The 25,645-nt window shown below is 66.5% G+C and carries 24 protein-coding genes and 1 tRNA gene; 19 read left to right on the top strand and 6 right to left on the bottom strand.

What is annotated here, in order from left to right; translation table 11 throughout:
* Positions 1–29: 29 nt before the first annotated feature.
* The 7 genes from WG924_RS07360 (at position 30) to WG924_RS07390 (ending at position 8,721) form a co-directional block, all read left to right on the top strand.
* Entirely contained in the window at positions 30–836 is an 807-nt protein-coding gene (locus tag WG924_RS07360) for an ABC transporter ATP-binding protein (RefSeq protein ID WP_345932375.1), read from the top strand.
* Positions 836–2,764, top strand: a complete 1,929-nt coding sequence (locus WG924_RS07365) for a long-chain fatty acid--CoA ligase (protein WP_345932376.1) — start codon at positions 836–838, stop codon at positions 2,762–2,764. Before WG924_RS07360 ends, WG924_RS07365 begins: the two co-directional genes overlap by 1 nt.
* A 92-nt stretch (positions 2,765–2,856) precedes the next feature.
* Positions 2,857–3,750 (top strand): branched-chain amino acid ABC transporter permease, encoded by an 894-nt coding sequence (locus WG924_RS07370; RefSeq protein WP_345932377.1) that lies wholly within the window; start codon positions 2,857–2,859, stop codon positions 3,748–3,750.
* Positions 3,751–3,760: 10 nt separating this feature from the next.
* Positions 3,761–4,831: a branched-chain amino acid ABC transporter permease gene (locus tag WG924_RS07375; RefSeq protein ID WP_345932378.1), complete on the top strand. Its 1,071-nt coding sequence runs from the start codon at positions 3,761–3,763 to the stop codon at positions 4,829–4,831.
* Positions 4,832–5,072: 241 nt separating this feature from the next.
* The gene (locus tag WG924_RS07380; RefSeq protein WP_345932379.1) at positions 5,073–6,305 is read left to right on the top strand and encodes an ABC transporter substrate-binding protein; all 1,233 of its coding nucleotides are present in this window, start codon (positions 5,073–5,075) and stop codon (positions 6,303–6,305) included.
* Positions 6,306–6,495: 190 nt separating this feature from the next.
* Positions 6,496–7,344, top strand: coding sequence for an ABC transporter ATP-binding protein (locus WG924_RS07385; protein WP_372045177.1), 849 nt, complete (start codon positions 6,496–6,498; stop codon positions 7,342–7,344).
* A 102-nt stretch (positions 7,345–7,446) separates the two neighbouring features.
* Positions 7,447–8,721, top strand: a complete 1,275-nt coding sequence (locus WG924_RS07390) for a phenylacetate--CoA ligase family protein (RefSeq protein WP_345932381.1) — start codon at positions 7,447–7,449, stop codon at positions 8,719–8,721.
* Between the two features lie 886 nt (positions 8,722–9,607).
* Here WG924_RS07390 and WG924_RS07395 read toward each other — a convergent pair.
* The 4 genes from WG924_RS07395 to WG924_RS07410 form a co-directional block, all read right to left on the bottom strand.
* Positions 9,608–10,114 carry a TetR/AcrR family transcriptional regulator gene (locus WG924_RS07395; protein WP_345932382.1) on the bottom strand — a complete coding sequence of 169 codons (507 nt, stop codon included), beginning with the start codon at positions 10,112–10,114 and terminating at the stop codon, positions 9,608–9,610.
* A gap of 53 nt (positions 10,115–10,167) precedes the next feature.
* Positions 10,168–10,704 carry a dihydrofolate reductase family protein gene (locus WG924_RS07400; RefSeq protein ID WP_345932383.1) on the bottom strand — a complete coding sequence of 179 codons (537 nt, stop codon included), beginning with the start codon at positions 10,702–10,704 and terminating at the stop codon, positions 10,168–10,170.
* 337 nt (positions 10,705–11,041) lie between these two features.
* Positions 11,042–11,116 (bottom strand) — tRNA-Gly (locus WG924_RS07405).
* 77 nt (positions 11,117–11,193) lie between these two features.
* Complete coding sequence (locus tag WG924_RS07410; protein WP_345932384.1) at positions 11,194–12,501, bottom strand: flavin-dependent oxidoreductase; 1,308 nt, start codon at positions 12,499–12,501, stop codon at positions 11,194–11,196.
* A 176-nt stretch (positions 12,502–12,677) separates the two neighbouring features.
* On the opposite strand from WG924_RS07410, the gene WG924_RS07415 reads away from it, so the two are divergent.
* The 10 genes from WG924_RS07415 (at position 12,678) to WG924_RS07460 (ending at position 20,243) form a co-directional block, all read left to right on the top strand.
* Positions 12,678–13,175, top strand: coding sequence for a MarR family winged helix-turn-helix transcriptional regulator (locus WG924_RS07415; RefSeq protein ID WP_345932385.1), 498 nt, complete (start codon positions 12,678–12,680; stop codon positions 13,173–13,175).
* A gap of 124 nt (positions 13,176–13,299) precedes the next feature.
* The gene (locus WG924_RS07420; protein ID WP_345932386.1) at positions 13,300–13,974 is read left to right on the top strand and encodes a TRAP transporter small permease; all 675 of its coding nucleotides are present in this window, start codon (positions 13,300–13,302) and stop codon (positions 13,972–13,974) included.
* Positions 13,971–15,290 (top strand): TRAP transporter large permease, encoded by a 1,320-nt coding sequence (locus WG924_RS07425; protein WP_345932387.1) that lies wholly within the window; start codon positions 13,971–13,973, stop codon positions 15,288–15,290. Before WG924_RS07420 ends, WG924_RS07425 begins: the two co-directional genes overlap by 4 nt.
* Positions 15,291–15,300: 10 nt before the next feature.
* Positions 15,301–15,804 carry a DUF3237 domain-containing protein gene (locus tag WG924_RS07430; protein ID WP_345932388.1) on the top strand — a complete coding sequence of 168 codons (504 nt, stop codon included), beginning with the start codon at positions 15,301–15,303 and terminating at the stop codon, positions 15,802–15,804.
* A gap of 75 nt (positions 15,805–15,879) precedes the next feature.
* Positions 15,880–16,950 (top strand): TRAP transporter substrate-binding protein, encoded by a 1,071-nt coding sequence (locus WG924_RS07435; RefSeq protein WP_345932389.1) that lies wholly within the window; start codon positions 15,880–15,882, stop codon positions 16,948–16,950.
* Positions 16,951–17,098: 148 nt separating this feature from the next.
* A complete protein-coding gene (locus tag WG924_RS07440) occupies positions 17,099–17,605 on the top strand; it encodes a prolyl-tRNA synthetase associated domain-containing protein (protein WP_345932390.1) in 507 nt (168 codons plus the stop codon).
* A gap of 207 nt (positions 17,606–17,812) precedes the next feature.
* Positions 17,813–18,730, top strand: a complete 918-nt coding sequence (gene trxA, locus WG924_RS07445) for a thioredoxin (protein WP_345932391.1) — start codon at positions 17,813–17,815, stop codon at positions 18,728–18,730.
* Positions 18,731–18,874: 144 nt separating this feature from the next.
* Positions 18,875–19,555: an LON peptidase substrate-binding domain-containing protein gene (locus WG924_RS07450; RefSeq protein ID WP_345932798.1), complete on the top strand. Its 681-nt coding sequence runs from the start codon at positions 18,875–18,877 to the stop codon at positions 19,553–19,555.
* Between the two features lie 27 nt (positions 19,556–19,582).
* Entirely contained in the window at positions 19,583–19,795 is a 213-nt protein-coding gene (locus WG924_RS07455; protein WP_345932392.1) for a Trm112 family protein, read from the top strand.
* Positions 19,796–19,799: 4 nt separating this feature from the next.
* Positions 19,800–20,243, top strand: coding sequence for a gamma-butyrobetaine hydroxylase family protein (locus WG924_RS07460; protein ID WP_345932393.1), 444 nt, complete (start codon positions 19,800–19,802; stop codon positions 20,241–20,243).
* Here WG924_RS07460 and WG924_RS07465 read toward each other — a convergent pair.
* Together WG924_RS07465 and WG924_RS07470 are read right to left on the bottom strand one after the other, a co-directional pair.
* Complete coding sequence (locus WG924_RS07465; protein ID WP_345932394.1) at positions 20,230–22,053, bottom strand: MFS transporter; 1,824 nt, start codon at positions 22,051–22,053, stop codon at positions 20,230–20,232. The two genes, WG924_RS07460 and WG924_RS07465, sit on opposite strands and share 14 nt — an antisense overlap.
* Positions 22,054–22,179: 126 nt before the next feature.
* Positions 22,180–23,412 (bottom strand): UbiH/UbiF/VisC/COQ6 family ubiquinone biosynthesis hydroxylase, encoded by a 1,233-nt coding sequence (locus tag WG924_RS07470; RefSeq protein ID WP_345932395.1) that lies wholly within the window; start codon positions 23,410–23,412, stop codon positions 22,180–22,182.
* A gap of 419 nt (positions 23,413–23,831) precedes the next feature.
* Here WG924_RS07470 and WG924_RS07475 point away from each other — a divergent pair, with 419 nt between their 5' ends.
* Positions 23,832–24,170, top strand: a complete 339-nt coding sequence (locus WG924_RS07475; protein WP_188579718.1) for a P-II family nitrogen regulator — start codon at positions 23,832–23,834, stop codon at positions 24,168–24,170.
* A 23-nt stretch (positions 24,171–24,193) separates the two neighbouring features.
* Positions 24,194–25,519 carry an ammonium transporter gene (gene amt, locus WG924_RS07480; protein WP_345932396.1) on the top strand — a complete coding sequence of 442 codons (1,326 nt, stop codon included), beginning with the start codon at positions 24,194–24,196 and terminating at the stop codon, positions 25,517–25,519.
* The last annotated feature ends 126 nt before the right edge of the window (positions 25,520–25,645 follow it).

Genomic DNA, 25,645 nt, shown 5'->3' on the forward strand with positions numbered 1-25,645 from the left:
ATGCGCCCATACAGGGAGACCGAAGGCCCATGGGCGACCAGACCCCGCTCCTGGAGGTCAAGGACGTGTCGTTGCGCTTCGGCGGCGTGCGCGCCCTGACCGAAGTCAGCTTCCACGTGCGCGCCGGAGAGCTGTTCTCGATCATCGGCCCCAACGGCGCCGGCAAGACCTCCATGCTCAACTGCATTTCGGGACGCTATACGCCGACCGAGGGCCGGATCCTGTTCGACGGCCGCGACGTGACCGGGATGACGCCCAATCACCGCGCCAGCCTCGGCATGGGCCGCACCTTCCAGAATCTGGCGTTGTTCGCCCATATGTCGGTGCTCGACAACATCATGGTCGGGCGCCATCACCTGCTGAAGAACAACATCCTCTCCGGTTCCTTTTACTGGTTGACGGGCGCGCAGACCGAAGAACTCGCCCATCGCCGCGCGGTCGAGGACATCATCGATTTCCTCGAAATCGCCCATGTCCGCCGGGCCACCGCCGGCCAGCTTTCCTATGGCCTGCGCAAGCGGGTGGAGCTGGCCCGCGCCGTGGCGCTGCGCCCGAAGCTGCTGCTGCTCGACGAGCCGATGGCCGGCATGAACCTCGAAGAGAAGGAGGACATGGCCCGGTTCATCATCGATCTGTCGGAAGAATGGGGCATGACCATCGTCATGATCGAGCACGACATGGGCGTGGTGGCCGACATCTCGCACCGGATCATGGTGCTGGATTTCGGCCGCAAGCTCGCCGAGGGCTCCGCCGACGAGGTGCTGAACAACGAGCACGTCAAGAAGGCCTATCTGGGCGAGGATGATGACGACGACGGCGAAGAGGCGGTGGCGTGATGACGCAGCAGTTCCCCGATTTCTCGGTTCACGACACGCTCCCCAAGCTGCTGGCGCATAACGCCGCGACCTGGCCCGGCGAGGTGGCGCTGCGCGAGAAGGAATTCGGCATCTGGAACGAATACACCTGGTCCGACTATAACGACCGGGTGCGCGAGCTGACGCTGGGCCTGATCGAGCTTGGCGTCACCCGCGGCGAGGTGGTGGCGATCCTGTCCAAGAACCGCCCCGAGGCGCTGTATGGCGAGATCGCGATCCAGGCCGCCGGCGCCATGAGCCTCGCCATGTATCAGGATGCGATGGGCAACGAGGTCGCCTATCTGCTGACCTATGCCGGCGCCCAGGTGGTTCTGTGCGAGGACGAGGAACAGGTCGACAAGCTGCTTGAGCTGGAAGACCAGATCCCGACCGTGCGCACCATCGTCTATGCCGATGCGCGTGGCATGCGGAAATATGACGATCCGCGGCTGAGGGATCTGGCCGAGGTCTATGCGCTGGGCCGGGCGCTGCATGGCCGCGAACCCGATCGCTATGCCCGCGAACTGGCCGCCGGCCGGGGCAGCGACGTGGCGATCCTGTGCACCACGTCGGGCACCACCTCGAACCCCAAGATGGCGATGCTGGCCGGGCGGTCGTTCCTGGAACATTGCGCCCGTTACCTGATGGTCGACCCCAAGGGGCCTGCCGATGATTACGTCTCGGTGCTGCCGATGCCGTGGATCATGGAACAGATCTATGCCGTGGCACAGCCGCTGATCTGCCGCATCCGGGTCAATTTCGTCGAGGAACCCGAGACGATGATGGCCGATCTGCGCGAGATCGGGCCAAGTTTCGTGCTGCTGGCGCCCCGGGTGTGGGAGCAGATCGCCGCCGACGTACGCGCGCGGATGATGGAAAGCACCCGGCTGAAGAACGCGCTCTATGATTTCGGCATGAAGCGGGCGCTGAAGGCGGTCGATCAGGGCCGGACATCAAAGCTCGCCAGCTTCATCGTGCTGCGCGCGCTGCGCGACCGGCTGGGGTTCTCGAACCTCAAATCCGCCGCGACCGGCGGCGCCGCCCTCGGCCCCGACACCTTCCGCTTCTTCCAGGCGCTGGGCGTGCCGCTGCGCCAGATCTATGGCCAGACCGAAACCGCCGGTGCCTTCACGGTTCATCTGGCCGGCGATGTCGACATGAACACCGTCGGCAAGCCGTTCCCCGGGGTCGAGGTCAAGATCGTCGACCCGGACGAGAATGGCGTCGGCGAGATCGTGGCCCGCCATGGCGGGTTGATGGCCGGCTATTACAACAACGAGAAAGCCACCCGCGAGGATCTGCGCGATGGCTGGATGCACTCGGGTGATGCCGGCTTCTTCAACCCGCAGGGCCATCTGGTGGTCATCGACCGGATCAAGGACATCGCCGAAACCAGCGGCCGGGTCCGGTTCTCGCCGCAGTTCATCGAGAACAAGCTGAAATTCTCCAGCTTCATCGGTGAATGCGTGGTGCTGGGCCATCAGAAACCCTTCGTCACCGCCATCATCTGCATCCGCTATTCGGTGGTGTCGAAATGGGCGGAACAGCGCGGCATCGCCTTCACCACCTATACCGACCTGTCGGCCCGCCAGGATGTCTATGACCTGTTGTCGGCCGAGGTGGAACGGGTGAACGCGACGCTGCCCGAAGCGCACCGCATCAAGCGCTTCCTGTTGCTCTACAAGGAACTCGACGCCGATGACGGCGAGCTGACCCGCACCCGCAAGGTGCGCCGCAACGTCATCAACGACCGGTACGGCCGCATCATCGACGCGATCTATGCCGGCCAGGACAAGATCGACATCGACACCACCATCACCTTTCAGGACGGCAAGCAGGCACGGATTCAAACGGTCCTGCGCATCGTCGACATGGGGGATCCGATGGAACCGCTGCGCAAGGCGAGCTGACCGGCAGACCAGCCGGACCGCCCCCTTGCCGCAGCCGCCACATCCGGCCCCGGCGCACCCCCAAGGCGTCCTTGCGAGGAGACCCATCCCTCATGACCTCGTCACTCTTCGTCCAGCTTCTGGTCAACGGGCTGATCGTCGGCACGCTCTATGGCGTGGTGGCGATGAGTTTCGTGCTGATCTACAAAGCCTCGCAGATCGTGAACTTCGCGCAGGGTGAATTCCTGCTGATCGGCGCCTGGGTGTGCTGGTGGATCATGACCGATCTGGAACTGCCGTTCTTCTGGTCGTTCATCTTCACCCTCGCCTTCATGATGGTGTTCGGCATTCTGCTTCAGGTCATCGTGCTCCGACCGCTGATCGGCGAGCCGATCATCTCGGTGATCATGGTGACCATCGGCCTGTCGATCTTCTTCCAGGCGATGATGAAGTGGATGTTCGGCGTGTTCGTGCAGCCCTTCCCCAAGATCTTCGAAACCGAATCCATCAACATCGCCGGCCTGCAGGTGCAGACCGCCTATGTGATGAGCCTGATCATCTCGGTAATCGCGATGGGCCTGTTCGCCTATTTTTTCAAGTTCTCGAAGATCGGCCTCGCCATGCGGGCCACCGCCTTCAATCAGCAGGTCGCCCAGTCGCTGGGCGTGTCGGTCAAGCAGATGTTCGCCATCTCATGGGCGATCTCGGCGATGGTCTCGGCGCTGGCCGGCGTGGTGGTGGGCATCGTCAACGGCGTGTCGTCGGGCCTGTCGCTGTTCGGCTTCAAGGTGTTCCCGGCGGTCATCCTGGGCGGGCTGGACTCGGTCATCGGCGCGGTCGTCGGCGGGCTGATCATCGGCGTGCTGGAGAATCTGGCGGAATATGTCGACGGCCAGTACCTGCACTTCGGCAACCTCTATGTGGTCGCCCCGTTCTACGTCCTGATCATCATCCTGATGATCAAGCCCTATGGCCTGTTCGGCACCAAGAACATCGAGCGCGTGTGAGGACGAAGCGATGAGCAGCATGTCCCTTCGTCCCTGCGGCGACTATCGGACCACCTACAAGAAAGACACCACGATCTTTCCGACCAGGTGGTCGCGGAACTTCGCCATCCTCGGCATCGTGCTGGCGGCGCTGTTTCCGCTGGTCGCCAGCATCTACCACATGAACCTCGCGATCACGATCGCGATCTATGGCATCGCCGCCCTCGGGCTTAACATCCTGGTCGGCTTCACCGGCCAGATCTCGCTGGGTCATGCCGCCTTCTTCGGCTTCGGCGCCTTCTCGTCGGCCTTCCTGAACAACACCTATGGCGTGCCGGTGGTTCTGGCCATCCCGCTTGCCGGGTTGATGACCACCGCGGTCGGCATGATCGTCGGCATCCCGGCGGCCCGCATCAAGGGGTTGTACCTCGCCATCGCGACGCTGGCCTCGCAGTTCATCCTGCAGGACTTCTTCGCCCGGGCCGATTTCTTCACCGGCGGCTCGGCCGGCGCCCTCGCCCAGTCGTTCTCGCTGTTCGGCTGGGAGGCCTATGGCGAGCACAACTTCTATTACGTGGCACTGACCTTCATGGTGCTCAGCTATCTGCTGGCCACCAACATGCTCCGCACCCGCGATGGCCGCGCCTTCGTGGCGGTGCGCGATCATTACCTCTCGGCCGAGGTGATGGGCGTCAACCTCACCAAGTACCGGCTGATGTCGTTCGGTATCAGTTCGTTCTATGCCGGCATCGCCGGCGCGCTGTACGGGCATTACCTGGGCTTCGTCTCGGTCGAAAGCTTCACCATCCTGCTGTCGATCCAGTTCCTGGGCATGATCATCATCGGTGGCCTGGGATCGGTGATGGGCACGCTGATGGGCACCGCCTTCATGGTGCTGCTGCCCGAGGTGCTGGAAGGCGTGGTCGCCTGGCTGGGCTCGGCCGGCATCGTCGGCCAGTCGTTCATGACCAATGTCGTGTTCCTGAAAGAGGCATCGATCGGTCTGGTGATCGTGCTGTTCCTGATCTTCGAACCCGACGGGCTGGCCCATCGCTGGCGGCAGATCAAGGCCTACTGGAAGCTCTATCCGTTCTCGTATTGAGGTGTGAGAGGCCGGCCGGGCTCGCGGGTCAAATCCCGTGGCCCCGCCGAATTCCCCGCACACCGGCAGTCAGCGGCGCTATCATTCGCGTGATCCGCGCAAATCAATCGCCGCACCAGCCGCGGAGCCGTCATCCGGCCCCGCACCATGCGGGCGACAACGGACCATCAAGGTCCAGCGTCCGATGGGCCCCGGAGACAACGACAACGAAATGACGCGCCGCGTCATCAGGGAGAGAAGAATGCACAGGAAGTCCCTTACCGGCCTGCTCACCGCCGCCCTCGTCGCCGGGACCGCCACGGCGGCCCTTGCCGCCGACGAGATCAAGATCGGCAATCTGGTCGATTTCACCGGCGCCACCTCCACCGTCAGCAAGCCGTTCTCGGAAGGCAAGGCCGATGCCTTCGAGTGGATCAACGCCCAGGGCGGGATCAACGGCAAGAAGATCGTCATCGACACCGTCGACTATTCCTATCAGGCGCCGCGCGCCATCGCCGCCTACAAGCGCTGGGTGTCGGAATTCGGCGCGGTGGCGATCGCAGGCTGGGGCACGGCCGATACCGAGGCTCTGGTCGGCTTCCTGGCCAAGGACGAGATGCCCTATTACTCGGGCTCCTATTCCGCGCATCTGACCGATGCCACCGGCAAGGTCGCGACCACCAAGACCCCGGCCCCTTACAACTTCTTCTACAACGTGTCCTATTCCGACGCGCTGCGCGGCATGCTGCAGTGGGCGGCCGAGGACTGGAAGAAGCAGGGCAAGGACGGCAAGCCCATCTACGTCCATATGGGCGACAACCATCCCTATCCGAACGCCGCCCGCAAGGCGGGTGAGGAATATGCCAAGGAACTGGGCTTCGAGGTGAAGCCGGCGATTCAGTACACCCTGGCGCCCGCCGACTTCAAGGCACAGTGCCTGACGCTGAAGGAGACCGGCGCCAATTACGCCTATCTCGGCAACACCTCGGGTTCGAACATCTCGCTGCTGAAGAGCTGCGAGACCGTGGGTGTCGACGTGCAGTTCATGGCCAATATCTGGGGCTTCGACGAAAGCGCCGCGGAAGCCGCCGGCAGCGCCGCCGACGGCGTGGTCTGGGTGGTCGGCTCGGCGACCTGGAGCGATGACGCGCCCGGCATGAAGCTGGTGCACGAAATCTCGGGTGGTGACGACTATCAGTCGATTCACTACGTCCGTGGTGTCTGCACCGCCTTCTACATGAAGGAAGCCATGGAGTGGGCCGACAAGAATGGCGGCGTCACCGGGCCGAACATCAAGCAGGGCATGTACCAGAAGACCGACTGGGTGCCCGCGGGCCTTGAAGGCGTGTGCTTCCCGTCGACCTGGACCCCGGAAGACCATCGCGGCACCATCGACATGTACGTCTATCAGGGCGAGGTGAAGGACGGCAAGTTCGCCATGAACCGGCTGACCGAGACCCGCATCGACCGCCGGCCTGAATGGCTGGGCTGGTAACACCCGGCAGGTGTGCCGGCCGCCCCTGGACCGGGCGGCCGGCACCCGTCACAGGCCCCGTCGGCCACCGTTGAGCCACGCGTCTCCCGCCCGCCCTTCGCCCCGCCTGCCCTTCGCCCTCCGCCCCGCCTGCCCTTCGCCCTCCGCCTGCCCTTCGCCCTCCGTCCGCACGAGACCCGCAACGATGTCGATGACCCAGACAGCACCCGCCGCCACCGCGGCCGCCGGCCCCCGGCCCGCCGCCACGGATGAGCCGATCCTGACCGTCAACAACATCGAGGTCGTCTACAACGACGTGATCCTGGTGCTGCACGGTGTCAGCCTGACCGTGCCGCAAGGGCAGATCGTCACCCTGCTGGGCGCCAACGGTGCCGGAAAATCCACCACGCTGAAGGCCATCTCCGGTCTGCTGAAAAGCGAGGATGGCGAGATCACCCGCGGCGACGTGACCTTCATGGGCGAGCGGATCAACGGGCTTGAGCCGCACGAGATCGTCAAGCGCGGGCTGTTCCAGGTGATGGAGGGCCGGCGCGTGGTCGAGGACATGACGGTCGGCGAGAACCTGCGCCTCGGCGCCTATACCCGGCGCGACAGCGGGGTGAAGGCCGATATCGAGATGGTCTATCACTACTTCCCGCGCCTGAAGGAACGCACCGGCCTGGCCGGCTATCTGTCGGGCGGCGAACAGCAGATGCTGGCGATCGGTCGCGCGATGATGGCACGCCCGAAGCTGATCCTGATGGACGAGCCGTCGATGGGCCTGTCGCCGCTGCTGGTGAAGGAAGTCTTCTCGATCATCAAGAAGATCAATGAAGACCAGGGGATCACGATCCTGCTGGTGGAACAGAACGCCCGTCAGGCTCTGAAGCACGCGTCCTATGGTTACATCATGGAGAACGGCAAGATCGTTCTGGATGGCCGCCGCGACGAGTTGATGGATAACGAGGACGTCAAGGAATTCTATCTCGGCAGCGGGGGCGGAGAGCGCAAGTCGTTCAAGTCGATCAAGTCGTTCAAGCGCCGCAAGCGCTGGCTGTGATCACTGGCCGACCGGTCGATCCGGCACCTTCGGCCCGTCGACGCCCGCCTTCGGCACCTGCCATCGAGACCCGCCCTCGACGCCCGCATCCGGTACAGGACGATGATCGACAGCATCCATTATGACGACCGCGAGACCATGGATCCCGAGCTTCGGGAGACGGGTCTGTTCGAGAGGCTGCCGGCGCAGATCGCTCTGGCCAAGGCCAAGGCGCCGGCGCTGGCACGGCTGCTGGCCGATGTGAACCCGCTGGCGGTGACCAGCCGCGCGGCCCTGGCGGACCTGCCGGTGCTGCGTAAATCCGACCTCACCCGCCGCCAGGCGGACGAGCCGCCCTTTGGCGGCCTCGCGGCCGAGGCCCCTGGCGACATGGCGCATCTGTTCATGTCGCCCGGGCCGATCTATGACCCGCAGAGCGCCACCGCCGACCCGCACCGCTTCGCCCGCGCCTGCTGGGCGGCCGGATTCCGCGGCGGCGACATCGTCCACAACACGCTGGCCTATCACTTCACGCCCGGCGGCTGGATGTTCGACAGCGGCGCACGGGCGCTGGGCTGCGCCGTCATCCCGGCTGGCGGCGGCAATACCGAACAGCAGATACAGGCCATCGCCCATCTGCGCCCGACCGCCTTCACCGGCATGCCGTCCTTCCTGAAGCTGCTGCTGGAACGGCTGGAAGAGGCTGGCCAGACCGCGCACAGCATCACCAAGGCACTGGTCACCGGCGAGGCGCTGACCCAGACCCTGCGCGCCGAACTGGGCCAGCGCGGCATCAGCGTCGCCCAGGTCTATGCCACCGCCGATCTGGGCCAGATCGCCTATCAGGGCCCCACCTCCGACGGGATGGTGATCGACGAGGATCTGATCGTCGAGATCGTCCGCCCCGGCACCGGCGACCCGGTGCCCGAGGGTGAGATCGGCGAGGTGATCGTCACCAGCTTCAACGGCGCCTATCCGCTGGTGCGCTTTGCCACCGGCGATCTGTCGGCGCTGATGCCCGGCACCAGCCCTTGCGGGCGCACCGGCCAGCGCCTGCGCGGCTGGCTGGGCCGTGCCGACCAGACCACCAAGATCCGTGGCATGTTCGTTCATCCGGGTCAGGTGGCCCAGGCGATCAAGACTGTGGGCGGCATCGCCCGCGCCCGGCTGGTGGTCACCAACCCCGATGGCCGCGATCTGGCGGTGCTGCGCTGCGAGGCGGGCGCCGACCGTGGCAATGGCGCCGCCCAGACCCCGACCGACCAACAGGGGCTGAGCGGCCGCCTGGCCGACGCCTTCCGCACCGCCGCCAATCTGCGCGCCGACATCGAACTGGTCGCCCCGGGCTCGCTGCCCGGCGACGGCAAGGTCATCGAGGACGCCCGCACCTACAACTGAACCACGATGCTGTCGGCGCACGACAAACGAGATCAGATCCTCCCGCAAGGCAGCTCGCGGGGCATGGCACCACCGAAATGTGGTGCCATGCCCCGCATTTTTGTTACCTAATTTTGCACACGCGCTACCGCTGCACCGGCTGCCGGAAGACCTGTTCGGGCCGAACCGGCGGTGCCATCGGCCGCATCCATCGCCCAGACCTGTTCATGGTGGCGCTGCGGGATATGCCGGGCACCTCTGCACCACAGTCGGTGCGCAAGCTCGCGGGACGGCTCGGGCTCAACAAATACACGGTCTGGCGCTGGGGGATGCTGGTGTTTTCGATCATCGCCCGCAGCAGCTCATCGGCGGGCTTCTCCGGGATCATCGAGGCGGATGAGACCTGCCAGCGAGAATCTCTAAAGGGGGTCCGAGTCGAAAGGGGGCCCAAGTCGAAAGGGTGCCCGAGAATGGGTTCGCCACTTCGCCGATCCGCAGAACGTCCCGCGGCCGCCGCGCCCCCGTTGGGAGGACTTCACGACGCAAGGGCTGAAGATGATGCGCGGTCTCTCGAACTGGCGACTCCCCATCCTCACCGTCGCCGACCGTGGCGGTTCTCGCCTTTCCCGGCGGCGACCGAACCGCAAGAATGCCACCGTGAAGCGCGCCATGAGGCCTCTGGTGCCGGATGGTGCCGTGCTTTGCCCGAACGGGGGGAATGGCTACAGGAACCTCGCGGCGGCACGCCAACTGGAGCGCTTCGTGGTCGGCAGCAAGAACCTCAACGGCTACATCCGTTGGCTCGCGATGCGACTGGCGGAGATACGACCCGTGGAGCTTGTCCGCGCATCGCAAATCTGGTGGCGTGGCAAAGGTCCGCTTCGAGCTCTTGCCGCCTGTTTGCCCGCTATCGGGTCAGGCACGTCGACAGTTCCTTCAGGGCCATGGTGAACTCCTGATCGTCGAGAGGTTCACTGCCGCCACGTCGACCATTCATCGCAGTCGCCAAGGCAGCGCCATGGGTGAAGTCCACGAGTATGTCGCGCCACAGCCGCGTCCTGTGATCTGGCAGACCGGCTTCGGCCAGAAGGGCAGAGATCTCGTTGGTGATCCGTTCTGCCTGCTGTGGAAAAACGCTCGGCCGGCTGAAGATCAACATGGTCAGCCCCGGGTGGCGGAGCACCTGCGCATGGTAGGCCTTCAGGAGGCCGCCTATCCGATCGATCGGCGTGCCGTCCTCCGGCGCCGCTACCTGCGCATAGGCCGCTTCCGCCATCGCGCCGATCAGGCCATCGCGCCCCCCGAAGTGATGATGGATCGTCATCGGGTTGATACCGAGGCGCTCCGCCAGCGCCCTCATGGTGAAGGCGTCGGCGCCCTCGCGATCCAGAAGGTCAAGGCCGGCACCGAGCATCTCCTCGCGCGAGACAGGCGCTTCTGCCCGGGGCGGTCGCCCCCGGGGCCGCTTCATGCGTCCACCCGGTAGCGGGACTGGACAAGTCCGGAGGGAAAGCTCGTCGTCCCCTCGTGGCGCAGGGAAATGTCTGCGGCGACGCTGCCGAACAATCGGCGTCCTTCACCAAGGAGCACCGGCACGCTCGTGATCACGATGTCAGCGATCAAACCGGCCCGTAGGAAGGACTGAATGAGAAGGCCACCATCGACATAGACCTTCCGATGCCCCTCGATCTCCAGCATACGCATCGCCTCTTCGGGCGTCTTGTTCGCGACCCGGACCTTGTCGACCAGGTCGTCCGGCAGATCGGCCTGCGTCATGGTCGAAGACAGGACGACGATTGGACGATTGTAGGGCCAGGGCCTTACGGTATGCATTTTCTGGAATGTTCCACGGCCCATCAGAATGATGTCGATGGCCGCAATAAAGGCGTCGTAGCCATGGTCTTCGGCGGGATTATCGCGCTCCAGAAGCCAGTCGATATCGCCGTCGCTTCGGGCGATGAAGCCGTCCAGACTGGTCGCGATGAAGACATGTCCCGAGATCATTTCGCACCTTTTAATTATACATCGTATAATAAATGGCGGTGCGTTTCCCTCGTGTCAAGGCCAACGCCCATCTACAGCGTTACCCATGGCTGAGAGTTCGCCGCGACTGAGGCGGCCCGTCACCGAACGTGAACGGTGGCAAAGTCCGCATAGTTGACCAACACGGTTTGAGGTCGACGAACGTCTCCGTCTCTCCCAACGTGCACTCGCGGATCGGCCTCATGGACGGGGTCATTGCGGCCAAACACAATAGACAGCCCCACGTCAACACCAGCCAAACGCAAAACGGGCTGATCGTCACCGATCAGCCCGTTCGCATCTGCGTTACCGCAATGTCTGGAGCGGGAGAAGGGATTCGAACCCTCGACCCCAACCTTGGCAAGGTTGTGCTCTACCCCTGAGCTACTCCCGCCCGCTCCATCCGGCAGCACCGCCGCCGTCTGTGGGCGGGATAATATTCATCGCGACGCCGAGCGCAAGCGGTTTTTTTCATGAATGCGACAACACCGTGTCAGCCCCGCGCACGGCCACCGGATGCAGCGACGGGCGCGCGTTCAGGGCGTCCTTGTCGAAGCCCGCGATGTGCTTGTAATCACCGATGATCCCGGTCAGCTCCGCCGCCGGCAGCACCGCATCGATCGCTGCGAACCCCTCGGGCGCCCGCTCTTCCACCAGTTGCATCACCTTCTCAGGGCCGTTGGCGCGGTTGGCCAGCACGATGCGCGCGGTCGCCGGCCGCCGTTCCGCCTCATAGGCCGCCAGCACGGCATCGATATCGCCACCGCCGGCAACAGCCCCCGCCAGCCGCCAGACCAGCATGCGGGCGTCCAGGATCGCCTGCGAGGCGCCGTTCGACCCGATCGGGTACATCGGATGGGCGGCATCGCCCATCAGCGTCACCCGGCCATGGGTCCAGCCATCCAGCGGGTCGCGGTCGACCATCGGGAATTCGAACACCCGCACCGCCTGACGGATGATCGACGGCACGTCCAGCCAGCCGAAATCCCAGCCCGCGAACGCCGGCAGAAAATCGTCCAGCATGCCGGGGCGGTTCCAGTCCTCGCGCTCAAGCTCGCGGTCGGGCAGGTTCAACTCGGCGATCCAGTTGATCAGCGACCGCCCTTCCGCCGCCAGCGCCGGATCGATCGGATAGCAGACGAATTTCTGATCCTGATGGCCGGCCATCACCATGGTGCGGCCATCCAGATAAGGTGCCGCCTCGCTCACCCCCCGCCACAGAATGCGGCCGTTCCATTTCGGCAGCCCTTCATCGGGGTTGAACTGGGCGCGCACCGCCGAGTGGATGCCATCGGCGCCGATGATCAGATCGGCGGTGTCGTGGCCACGCGCGGCACCCGTGGCACGCGACACCAGATCGACCCGCGCCATGCCCTGCGCGTCGGTCGACACCTTGGCCGCCGCATGATCGCACAGCACCCGGTCGGCCCCCAGCCTCGTGCGGGCCACCTCGAACAGCAGCATCTGCAGATGGCCGCGATGGATGGAATATTGCGGCCAGTGATAGCCGGCATCCAGGCCCCGCGCCTCGCGCCAGATCTCCTGGCCCAGCTTGTTGGTATAGATCAGCGCCGAGGTGGCGACCCCGATCCGGGCCAGATCATCGGCCAACCCCAGCTCGGTCAACTCGCGCACCGCATGCGGCAGCAGGTTGATGCCAACCCCCAGCGGCCGCATATCGGGCACGGCCTCGTACACCATGGTCTCGATACCGGCCGCGTGCAGGCTGAGTGCCGCGGTCAGGCCGCCGATCCCGGCGCCGATGATGATCACCTTCATGGCGGTCTTCGCTCCTTCCTCCCCCGGCTGCGATCGGGCCGTGCCGTCGCAGCGCTCTCTCTGGCTTTCGGGAACGGTATATCCAAAGATTGTCCGATACTATTACAATCTGCATTGACGACAATTGCCACCACGCACTAATCTGACCACCGGGGAATACGGGAACGGGAGCAGACATGGCCGGCAGGCGCCAGACCGCGTCACGGGTTCTGCCACGTCCGGCGGGGCGCGGCGATGCCTTCGAGCAATGGCCGGCGGATGTCGAGTTCGGCGTCCTGCGTGAGTTGATGGGCTATGCGCTCAGGCGGGCGCAGATCGCCATCTATGAAGACTTCTTCGCCACGGTCGAGGATCTGGACATCACACCGCCGATGTTTTCGTCGATGGTGCTGATCCGGAACAATCCCGGGCTGCGCCAGAGCAGCCTGGGGCGCATCGTCGGCATTGCCCGGTCGGGGACCATGACCCTGGTCGACCGGCTGGAACGTGCCGGGCTGGTCCAGCGGTTGAGCGTGCCGGGCGACCGGCGGGTCAATGAACTGGCGCTGACCGATCATGGCAACACCGTGCTCGACGAGTTGATCCGCCGCATCCGCGCCCATGACGACCGGGTGTCGGCCGGTCTGACCGACGACGAGAAGGTCACGCTGCGGGCGTTGCTCGCCAGATTTTGACGCCAGACTCTGGTTTGACGCCAGACTCTGGTTTGATGCCAGACTCTGGTCTGACGCCAGCCACCAGCGATCACGGACCCAAGCGGGAGGCACATCCCGCATGTCCAGGGAGGAGATCCGCCCCATGTCCAGGGCAACGCCGCCGGTGCGCGCCGCGCGCGGCGACAGGGCGGCCGTGCGGTCCGGCACGCCGTCCACTATCCGCCACGGGGGCAGCCCGCGCCCCAACCGGCTGCACCAGGCAGACCGGCTGTTGCAGGCGACATGCCGTGGCGTGGCACTGTTCGGCGGCGCCGTGCTGATCGCCATCGCCACCATGTCGGTGATCAGCATCATCGGCCGCTGGTTTCTGAACACCACCATCGCCGGCATCACGCTGGGGCCGGTGCCGGGCGATTTCGAGCTGGTCGAGATGGGCACGGCCATGGCCGTGTTCTGCTTTCTGCCCCAGGCGCAGCTTGCCCGCGCCCATGTCACGGTCGATCTGTTCACCATGCGCGCAGGCCCGGTCGCGCGGCGGATGCTGGGTGCGGCTGCCGATCTGATCTTCGCCGCCACCGCCGCGCTGTTGTGCTGGCGGCTGAGCGTCGGGCTGGGCGAACGCCTCACCTATGGCGAGACCACGATGATCCTGGCCCTGCCGCAATGGTGGGTCTATGTGCCGGGTGTGGCGTTCATGGCGCTCACCACCCTCGCCTGCCTCTCGACCCTGGCCCATACCATGCTGGGCGCCGTGCCGCAGACCGAAGCCGAGATGGCCGCGGCCGGGCATGCAACGCAGCCGGAGGCCGGGCGATGAGCGATCTGGCCATCGGCCTGGTCGGCATCGCCGGCCTGCTCGTCGCCATGGCGCTGAGGGTGCCGGTGGGGCTGGCCATGCTGGTCGCCGGCATCCTGGGCAGCATCGCCATCGCCGGGCCGATCGGGATCATGGCCGGGCTGTCGACCCTGCCGGTCGAGCAGTTTTCCAATCATGCCTTGTCGATCGTGCCGCTGTTCCTGCTGATGGGCGCCTTCGCCGGCCGGGCCGGTTTGTCGCGGCTATTGTTCGGCGCCGCCCGCGACTGGTTGGGCCATCGTCGCGGCGGGCTGGCCATGGCCACCATCGGTGCCTGCGCGGCCTTCGGCTCGATCTGCGGCTCGTCGCTCGCGACCGCCGCCACCATGACCCGGGTGGCCCTGCCGGAAATGCGCCGCCATGGTTATCACGACAGTCTGGCGACCGGTGCGCTCGCCGCCGGCGGCACGCTGGGCATTCTGATCCCGCCCTCGGTGGTGCTGGTGATCTATGCCGTGCTGACCGGCCAGAACATCGACCGGATGTTCATCGCGGCGCTGGTGCCGGGCGTGCTGGCGGCGCTGGGCTATATGCTGGCGATCCGGGCGCATGTGGCGCTCAACCCCGCGAGCGCGCCGCCGGCCGCGCGGGTGCCCTGGCGGCAGCGGATCACCGGGCTGATCCGGATCTGGCCGGTGGTGCTGATCTTCACCACCGTGATCGGCGGCATCTATGCCGGCGTGTTCACGCCGACCGAAGGAGCGGCGGTCGGCGCCGCCGCAACCGGCCTGCTCGCCTGGATACGCGGCGGGCTGACGGGCGGCGCGCTGCGCGAGGCGATCTTCGAGACCGCATCGGGCACGGCGATGATCTTCATGATCGTGCTGGGCGCCGCCGCCTTCAACGGCTTCCTGGCCCTGACCGGCCTGCCGATGCAGGCGGCCGACGCCATCGGCGGCCTGGACCTGCCGCCGGTGATGATCCTGGCCGCTATCCTGCTGCTCTATCTGGTGCTGGGCTGCATCATGGACAGCCTGTCGATGATCCTGCTGACCGTGCCGATCTTCTACCCGCTGATCATGACGCTGGATTTCGGCATGAGCCCCGCCGATACCGCGATCTGGTTCGGCATCCTGGCCCTGGTGGTGGTGGAGGTGGGGATGATCACCCCGCCGGTGGGGCTGAACGTGTTCGTCATCAACGCCATGTCGGGCGGCACGCCGATGCGTGACACCTTCGCCGGCGTCATCCCATTCCTGGTCTCCGACATCCTGCGCATCATCCTGCTGGTCGCCTTCCCCGCGATCACGCTGGGGCTGATGCGGGCCCTGTACTGACTGGCACCCCATGACCGAAACCCGCTTTCCGCCCACACCGCCGCCGCTGACGCCCGTGGCCCTGATCGAGGCCGTGATCGACCGGCCGCACGAACTGGGCCATTTTTCCGATGGCCTGCGCCGGGTGATCCCGATCACCGGCGGCACAGTCACCGGCGCCCGGCTGCGCGGCCGGGTGCTGCCGGGTGGCGCCGACTGGCAGTGCGTGCGCCCCGACGGCCTGGCCGAGATCGAGGCCCGCTATACCCTGGCGATCACTCATGTCGACGGCGTGGCGCTCGATATCGAGGCCCTGGTCGATATCCGCAACCCCGGCATGCGCCATGGGCCCCCTGAGGTGCTGGCCCGGGTTGCCGCCGGCGAGGATGTCGACCCGGCGCTCTATTACTTCCGCACCACGCCGCAGATGCGCAGCGGTGCCGAACAGCTCGCCTGGGTCAATCGCACCCTGTTCATCGCCCGTGGCCGCCGTCTGGCATCCAGGGTCGAGATCGAGGTCTTCGCGGTCGGCTGACCGCGCCATCACCGCCGGAGCGCGTTCCAATGAACGAGGCCGCGCCCGACATGCACAAGAGGGAGGGTTCCACCCATGACCAGCACGATCACCGCCTGGCGCCGCGGCGCCCGGACGCTGAAAGCCGCCATCGCCGGTATCGGCCTTGCCGCCATCGCGGCGGGCTCCGCCGCCGCGGCCGATGTGACGCTGCGCCTGCATCACTTCTTTCCGCCGACATCACCGGTCCATGTCCATTATTTCAGCGACTGGAAGAAGCGGGTCGAGGAACAGTCGCAGGGCCGGATCGAGGTGAAGATCTATCCGGCGATGCAGTTGGGTGGCACACCACCGGCCCTGTTCGATCAGGCGCGCTCGGGTCAGGCCGACATCATCTGGACGGTGATGGGCTATACCCCCGACCGCTTCCCTGAGGCCGAGGTCTTCGACCTGCCCTTCCTGCCCCGCTCGGCCGAGATCACCAGCCAGGCCGCGCATGACTTCGCGATGCGCCATCTGACCGAGCGTTTCGCCGGCGTGAAGGTGATCGCGGCCCATGTTCACAGCCCGGGCCTGATCCACACCCGCGACCGGGCGGTGCGCACCCCTGAGGACATGCAGGGCCTGAAACTGCGCGGGCCCTCGCGCCTGATCAACAGCTTCATTCAGGCGCTGGGTGCCGAACCTGTGGGCATGCCGGTGCCGCAGACCCCTGAGGCGCTGTCACGCGGCGTGATCGACGGCACCGTGCTGCCGCTGGAAGCCATCGGCGCCCTGCGGCTTCAGGAACTGCTTCACAAGCATTCCTTCTTCGCCGGCGACAACGCGCTCTACACCACCATGATGCTGGTGGCGATGAACGAGGCCCGCTACACATCCCTGCCCGACGACCTGAGAGCGGTGATCGACGCCAATTCCGGCATCAAGGAAGCCCGCGCTATCGGCCGGGTGATGGATCAGGCCGACGCGCCGGTTCTGGAGGCGGTCAGCGCCTCTGCCAGCAACGAGGTCATCCGCCTGACGCCTGAGGAAACCGCCCGCTTCAGAGCGGTCGGCGACGAGGTCGCCAAGGCCTGGGTCGCGCGCATGGCCGAACGCGGCATCGATGGCGAGGCGCTGCTTGCCGAGGCCCGCGCGCTGGTGACCAAATACGCGGCACAGCCCTGAGGCTCTCCGTCACACCGTCACCGCCCCGCCGGCCGGCGCATCTCCGCGCCGGCCGGCTTCGCTTTGCGGCCGGCAACCTTGCCCGCCACGGCTGCAACCGGCATCATCTGCCGTCGCCCCTGCCAACTGCCCGGACCGCACCCAAGCCATGCCCGCCAGCCGCGCCGACCTCATCGCCCGTCTCGACCACCTGTCGATCGCCCATCAGACCTTCGACCATCCGCCGGTGTTCACGGTCGAGGAAGCCGATGCCGCGACCGGCCATGTGCCCGGCCTGCACGTCAAGAACCTGTTCCTGAAGGACAAGCGCGGCAATCTGTATCTCGCCACCGTCGCCGCCGACCGGCGGGTGGATCTGAAGCGGTTGCAGGTGCTGCTGGGCGCCGGCCGGCTGTCTTTCGGCAAGCCCGACCTGCTGATGGCGGTTCTGGGCGTGACGCCGGGGTCGGTCACACCCTTCGCGCTGATCAACGACACCGAGGGCCGGGTGCGTTTCGCGCTCGACCGCGCCGTTCTGGCCAGCCCGACCATGAACGCCCATCCGCTGTTCAACGACGCCTCCACCGTCATCGCCAGTGCCGATCTGCTGCGTTTTGCCGAAAGCACCGGCCATGCGGTGGCGATCGTCGAGCTGGACGATGCGCCGGCGGCATAGGGCCATCTTTCGCCACGACATGTCGGCGATGTCGCCTCAGGGGGCTTGCTCGGGCCGCGCGTCGTGCCATCTTTCATGCTACAACCGGCAGGTCGTGACCGGCGCCGACCCGGTCACGGGCAAAGTTTCGCCACGCCAGCCACGGGCCGCGATCCGCCCTCGACATCGGTCACCGGCCCCGTATTGCAAAAGAACGGAACCTCAGCCATGCAGACGATCATCGGCGGCGCCAGCGCCGGCGCTCCGGCGGACGTGATCAAGGATACCGACACCGCGCACTTCATGGCCGACGTCATCGAAGCCTCGCGTGACCAGCCGGTCATCGTGGATTTCTGGGCCCCCTGGTGCGGCCCGTGCAAGCAACTGACCCCGATCATCGAAAAGGTCGTGCTTGCCGCCAAGGGCAAGGTCCGGCTCGTCAAGATGAACATCGACGAGAACCCGGAACTGGCCCAGCAGATGCGCATCCAGTCGATTCCGGCAGTCTATGCCTTCGTCGGCGGCCGGCCGGTCGACGGCTTCATGGGCGCACTGCCCGAAAGCCAGATCCGCCAGTTCGTCGACAACCTGCTGCGCGCCGGCGGTGACGACGAAACCCGGATGATCGACGAGGCGCTGGTCCAGGCCGCCGAGCAGTTGAAGACCGGCGATGTGCGCATGGCCGGCGGGCTTTACACTCAGGTGCTGCAGGCCGATCCCAGCCGCACCGAGGCGCTGGGCGGGCTCGCCCAGGTCTATGTCCGCATGGGCGATCTTGAGAAAGCCCGCGAGGTTCTGGCCCATGCGCCCGACGAGATGCAGAACGACCCGCATCTGGTTCAGGCCCGCACCGCCATCGATCTGGCCGAGAAGGCCGCCGGCGCCGGCGAGACCGCCGAGCTTGAGGCGAAGCTCGACGCCGATCCCGACGACCATGCCACCCGCATGGAACTGGCCATGGCGCTTTATGCCGATGGCGACGCGAAGGCGGCGATCGATCAGTTGCTGACCATCGTGCGCCGCGACCGCGACTGGAACGAGGGTGCCGCCCGCACCCAGTTGTTCGAGATCTTCGAGGCCCTGGGCCCCAAGGATCCTGTCGCCCAGAGCGGCCGGCGCAAGCTGACCTCGATCCTGTTCGCCTGATCCGCCCCACCCACCCGCAGGCTCCGGCGGCGCGGTCCGCGTGGCGTTCGGCGCGCCGCGGACCCGTCCCGGTCCGGTCCCCGAAGGGGCCGGCCGCCTGCATCACCCGCCCACGCCGAGCCGGGACAGAGTGACGTGCCTCCCATGACCCGCGCCCATGCCGATACCCTGCCGCCGGTGCTGCCGATCTTCCCGCTGGGCGGGGTGATCCTGCTGCCGGGCGGCCGGCTGCCGCTCAACATCTTCGAGCCGCGCTATCTGGCGATGATCGATGACGCGCTGGGCGGTCACCGGCTGATCGGCATGGTGCAGCCGCAGCGCGCCGGCATCGGCACCAATCTGGGCAGCGCTGCCGCCACCCAGGGCGCGCCCGACATCTATGGCGTCGGTTGCGCCGGGCGGATCAGCAGCTTCCAGGAAAGCGGCGATGGCCGCTATCTGATCACCCTGACCGGCGTCGCCCGTTTCCGGGTGGTCGAGGAATTGTCGGCCACCACCCCCTATCGTCAGGTCCGGACCGATTTCCAGAGCTTCGACGCCGATCGCCGCGAGCAGCCGGCGGCCAGCATCGACCGTCGACGCCTGACCGAGCGCCTGAAGCTCTATTTCGATCAGCAGGGATTGTCGGCCGACTGGGATGCGATCGAAGCCGCCTCCGATCAGGCGCTGATCACCTCGCTGGCGATGATCTGCCCGTTCTCGGAAGCCGAGAAGCAGGCGCTTCTTGAGGCCGCCGGCCTGACCGAGCGCGCCGACTTGATCCTCGACATGATCGAGATGGCGTTGCATACCGGCGATGAGGACGACGACGCGCCCCGGCATTGAGATCCCCCCGTATCGAGGAGTCTTTCCATGAGCGAGAACACCACGCCGCAGCCGGCCGCGATCGACCCGCGCCTGCTGGAAATTCTGGTCTGCCCGATGACGCGGGAGCCGCTGCGCTATGATGCCGTGCATCAGGAACTGATCAGCGATGCCGCCAGGCTCGCCTATCCGATCCGCGACGGCATTCCGATCATGCTGATCGACGAAGCCCGCACCCTCGACGACGCCCCCGGAGCCTGATGCCATGACCGGGTCCCACACCCACGACCACGGCCACCATCACCACCCGCATCCGGCAACGTCCGCAGGACCGGCAACGTCCGCAGGGCCGGGGGCCACGCCCTGGCCGGTCGAGATCCGGCTGAAGCGGTCGGAACGGGTGCTGGAGGTAACCTATGAGGGCGGCGACACCATCCGCCTGAACGCCGAATATCTGCGGGTGGAAAGCCCGTCCGCCGAGGTTCAGGGCCATGGGCCGGGCCAGAAGCGCATTCCCGGCGGCAAGCGCCGGGTCGGCATCACCGACGTTCAGCCGGTGGGCAATTACGCGGTGCGGCTGGTGTTCGATGACGGCCATTCCACCGGCATCTATGGCTGGGGCTTTCTGGCCCAGCTCGCGCGCGAGCATGACCAGCGCTGGCAGGCCTATCTGGACGGCCTCGCCGCCGCCGGGCTCAGCCGCGACTGAACCGCGGCACCGCCGCCCGGCCGCGGCGGTTCAGCGCGCGCGGTTGCGGCGCCGGGGAATGCGGGTGCCGGTGCCGGTGCCGGTGCCCGGGCCGCGGAAGGTGCGGCCGCGCCGGACGGGCACCGCGATATCGGCGGGGACCGCCGGTCGCGACGGCGCCGGTCGTGCCGTCGTCGCGGGGCGTGCCGTCGTCGCGGGGCGCGCCGTCGTCACCGGACCTGATGTTGTCACCGGGCGTGCTGCCGGCGCCGACTGCGAAGGGCTCCGCTGCGGCAGCGCCCGGGTCGTGGCGTATGGGGTCATTGCGGGGGCGTCCTTCGTGCGGCGACCGCTGGCCGGCGGCCGCCGGGTGAGCCGTTCCAGTCGACGGCGCTTCATCACTAACAGGAACCACCGGCCGCCGCCATCCCGGATACCGGGGACGGCCATGGCTGCCTGAGATCGCAAGCAGGAGCGCGCCCCCGCTCAAGCCCGCCGCCGCCAGAAACGTGGTGGTGAAGGCATCGGCAATCCCGGCCGGCGTGCTGCCGGAGATCCCTTGCGGACCCAGGAGGGCGATGAACAGGCCGGACATGACGGATGCTCCGGTCATGAAGCCCAGATTGCGCGACAACCCCAGCAACCCCGACAGCATGCCGCGCCGCGCGTCCACGGCACCCAGCATGACGGCGGTGTTGTTGGCTGCCAGAAATAGCTGGAAGCCGGGCGTCAACAGCATCAGGGCCAGACCGTATCCCACAACCCCCAGCAGCCGGGGAAGCCAGGCCAGGCAGATCAGGCCGATGGTGGTCTGGATCAGGCCCAGCATCAATGTCGCGGGCACGCCGATGCGGTCGGTCATGCGCCCCGCCGGCACCCCTGAGACGGCGGCGGTCATGGGGCCGATCGCCATGACGAGGCCGGTGGCGACCTCGCCCATTCCCAGGCCGAACGACAGATAGAACGGCCCGACCACCAGTGTCGCCATCATGACCGTGGCGATCAGCAGGTTCATCGTCAGCGATATGGCGGTTCTGCGGTCGCGCAGTTGAGCCAGGGGCACCAGGGGCGATGCGGCGCGCGCCTCGATGCGCATGAAAACCGCCAGCGCCACACAGGCCAGCACCAGCAGCGATCCCCGCGGCAGGGCAAGGCCGGTCGTGCCCCCCATGGTCGCCAGCGCATACAGCATCAGCGTGATGGCCAGCACCGCCGCGCCGGGCCAGTCCAGCCGCCGGGATGGTGGCGCGCTGCGGGTGGCGGCCGCCGGGATCGCCCGAAGGGTAAGCGCCAGCACACAGGCCCCCGATATCGCCAGCATCACAAAGGCCATCCGCCAGCCGGAGCCGGCGATGAGCATGCCCCCCAGCGATGGCCCCAGCGCGGTGCCGATCGCCGACATCGTTCCGAACAGGCCCATCGCCGATCCGATCCGATCCTTCGCAACCACCTCGCGCGCGATCGACAGCGGCATGGCCATGAGGATGGCACCGCCGATGCCCTGAAGCCCGCGACCGGCAATCAGCACGCCCAGGGTAGGCGCCACCGCACACAGGATCGAGGCGCCGGAGAACACGACGAGGCCGATCACCAGACTGCGGCGGTGGCCGATCATGTCGCCGAGCTTTCCCGCCAGCACGATGGTTGTCGTGATGGACAGAAGATAGGCGAGCACCACCCATTGCACGGCGGCGGCCGACGTTTCGAATGCCCGCACCAGGGTCGGCAATGCCACCGTCGCGATACTGCTGCCAAGGGCGGCCAGCAACATGGCGCCGGCGAGCGCGATGATCACCGGTCCGCGCGCCGGTTGGTCGGGGTTGGCTGTCATGGGCATCTCCTGATCGGGACATCGATGCCAGCCAGTCTGCAACTTCAAGTCAACTTGAGGTCAAGGGTCTATCTTCGCCCGGCCGGGCGCACCGTCCTCCCCCTCGAACCACAGGAATCGCGCCGCTCAGGGCATCCGCCCCTGCACCAGCGCCGGCAGGCGGCCCAACTCGCCCATCGCGTGGCGCATCGCCAGCCGCTTCACCGGCCCCAGCCGGTTCACCGCCGCCAGCCCCAGATCGCGCGCCAGCCGCACCGGCGGCAGATCGTTGGAAAACAGCCGGTTCAGACCGTCCGTCGCCGCCACCAGCGCCATGGTGTCGGTGCGCCGCCAGCGTTCATAGCGTGCCAGAACCTCGGGGCTGCCGATATCGCCGCCCAGGCGTCGGGCATCGGCCAGAACCTCGACCAGGGCCGCCACGTCGCGGATGCCCAGATTGAAGCCCTGGCCGGCGATCGGATGAATGGCATGGGCGGCATCGCCGATCAGCGCCAGCCGGCGATCGATGAACCGTCGTGCCAGCGTCAACGCCAGAGGATAGGAAAACCGGGGCCCCACCAGCCGCAAACCGCCCAGAAAGCCGCCGAAGCGGGCGGCCAGTTCCTCGACGAACCGGTCATCGTCCAGCGCCATGATCTGTTCGGCGTCGGCCGTGCGTTCCGTCCACACGATCGACGACCGGTCACCCGTCAGTGGCAGGATGGCGAACGGCCCAGGGGTGAGGAAGCGTTCATGGGCGATGCCCTGATGGGGCAGCTCATGCGCCACGGTGCACACCAGCCCCGCCTGATCATAGCCCCATTCGGTGACTGGAATGCCGGCATCGTCGCGCAGCCGCGACCGGCGCCCATCGGCCGCGATCACCAGCGGCGCGCGCAGGCGGCGTCCGTCCGCCAGCGTCACCGTCGCCCGCGCGCCCTGGCGGTCGACGGTGACCACCCGCGCCGGCGCGATCACCGTCAACCGCGATCCCAGTTCCACCGCCCGTGCCGCCAGCGCCTGACGCATATGCCGGTTCTCGACCATCCAGCCCAGCGGGTCGGTGCCGACCTGGCGATGGTCGAAATGCAGGTGCAGCAGGCTGGGACCGTCGGTCACCCGGATCTGCTCAATGGCGCCGGCCTCAGGGCAATGGGACCAGACACCGATCGCCGCCAGAACCTGCATCGATCCATGGGCGATGGCGCTCGACCGGCCGTCGAAGCCGGCGTCGCGCTGCGCCACCGGGTCGTCGCGGTCGATCACGCAGACCTCCAGCCCGGCCGCCGACGCGGCCACACCCAGGGTCATACCGGCCAGACCACCCCCGACGATGATCAGCTCCGCCGCCGTTTCCATGGCCGCTCCGGTCCCGCTCATGCTGTGCGTCTCCCTGTCCTGGCATCCGGCGTCGCATCCGGCCTTCGCATCCGCGGCAGCGCCCGATGGCGGCCCCTGCCCGGGTGAAGATCGAACCTCACCGCCGAAAAGTCCAGCCGTGGCGGCGCTGGCCGCCGGGTCCAGCCATGGCGGCGGTTGGCCGCGGAGCGGATCGATGCCGTGACCATGATTTGTCCAGAAGCAGCATTTCTGCACAAATTTTAGACAGAGGCTTTGCTGCAACGCAGGGTTATCTGCCCGGGATATGGTCATACCGGGCGTATCGTCGGGCTTGATCGGCGGAAACCCGCCAATGACACGATTTTGGCACGGGTCTTGAAGATGAGTGCCCCGGACCGCCGGCGCACCCGCGCCGGCCGTGGCAGACATCAAGGCTGCGGGGAAAGGAACAGGGCGCAATGAAGCTGATCTCTGCGATCATCAAGCCCTTCAAGCTGCAAGCCGTTCGCGAAGCCCTGACCGACCTGGGCATCCAGGGCCTGACCGTGACCGAGGTGAAGGGTTACGGGCGTCAGAAGGGCCAGACCGAGATCTATCGGGGCGCTGAGTACGAAGTGAATTTCGTGCCCAAGCTGAAGATCGAGGTCGCGCTGAACGACGATCTTCTCGATGCGGCGATCGAGGCGATTCAGACCAATGCCCAGACCGGCAAGATCGGCGACGGCAAGATCTTCGTGTTCGATCTGGAGCGCGTGGTGCGCATCCGCACGGGCGAAACCGACAAGGATGCTCTCTGAGCTAGATAGGAGAACCACCAGAGATGGCGCTGACGGTCACCAATCTCCGGCGTGCCGCATTCGCTGCGGTCGCGCTGGCACTTGTCGCCGCACCTGCTCGTGCTGAAGTGGACCCTGAGGTCCAGTACATTCTGAACACCTTCTCGTTCATCGTGAACGGCGCCCTGGTCATGTGGATGGCCGCCGGCTTCGCGATGCTGGAATCCGGTCTCGCCCGCACCAAGAACGTGGCGACGATCCTGCTGAAGAACATCTCGCTGTTCGCGATCGCCGGCATCACCTTCTATCTCGTCGGCTATAACCTGATGTACATGAACGTCGATGGCGGCTGGATCGGCAGCCTGGCGATCTGGTCGCAGAGCGACGCGGTCGGCGATGCCATCGTCTATGAAGCCGGCACCTATTCCTCGGCCTCCGACTGGTTCTTCCAGATGGTGTTCGTGGCCACGGCCGCCTCGATCGTGTCCGGCACGGTCGCCGAGCGCAGCAAGCTGTGGGCGTTCCTGCTGTTCGTGGTGCTGCTCACCACCATCAGCTATCCGATCACCGGCTCGTGGGTCTGGGGCGGCGGCTGGCTGACCGAGATGGGCTTCCTCGACTTCGCCGGCTCCACGCTCGTCCATTCGGTCGGCGGCTGGGCGGCTCTGGTCGGCGCCATCATCATCGGCCCGCGCATCGGCAAGTACTCCAAGGACGGCCGCGTCAACCCGATGCCCGGCTCCAATCTGGCGCTGGCCACCGTCGGCACCTTCATCCTGTGGCTGGGCTGGTTCGGCTTCAACGGCGGCTCGGTCCTGGCCCTCGGCACCGGCGCCGATGCGACCGCGATGTCGAACGTGGTCGCCAACACCAGCATGGCGGCGGCCGGCGGCGTGGTCGCCTCGATGATCCTGTCGCAACTTCTCTACAAGAAGGTCGATCTCACCCTGGCACTGAACGGCGCGCTGGCCGGCCTGGTCTCGATCACCGCCGGTCCCGACACCCCGTCGATCGGTGGTGCCATTCTGATCGGCGCGGTCGGCGGCGTGCTCGCCGGCCTGACGGTGCCGCTGCTCGACAAGCTGAAGATCGACGACGTCGTCGGTGCCATCCCGGTGCATCTGGTCGCCGGCATCTGGGGCACGCTGGCCGTGCCGATCACCAATGCCGATGCCAGCTTCGTCACCCAGTTCATCGGCATCGTCGCCATCGGCGCCTTCACCGCGATCTTCTCGGCCGTCGCCTGGCTGCTGATCAAGTTCACCATCGGCATCCGGGTCTCGGAAGAGGTCGAACATGGCGGCCTCGACAAGGCGGAACTCGGCCTTGAGGCCTACCCTGAGTTCGGCCGCGGCTCGCAGACCATGTAACCACATCCCGGACGGTCCTCACCGCTCCGCCGACCAGCGCCCCGGCCTTCAATCGAAGGCCGGGGCGTCTGCTCTTGCGGCGTGACACTTATGCGCCGTAAGGTGCCCCTCGCACGGTGAAATCAA

The organism is Tistrella arctica (assembly GCF_039630945.1).
Taxonomy (GTDB): domain Bacteria; phylum Pseudomonadota; class Alphaproteobacteria; order Tistrellales; family Tistrellaceae; genus Tistrella; species Tistrella bauzanensis.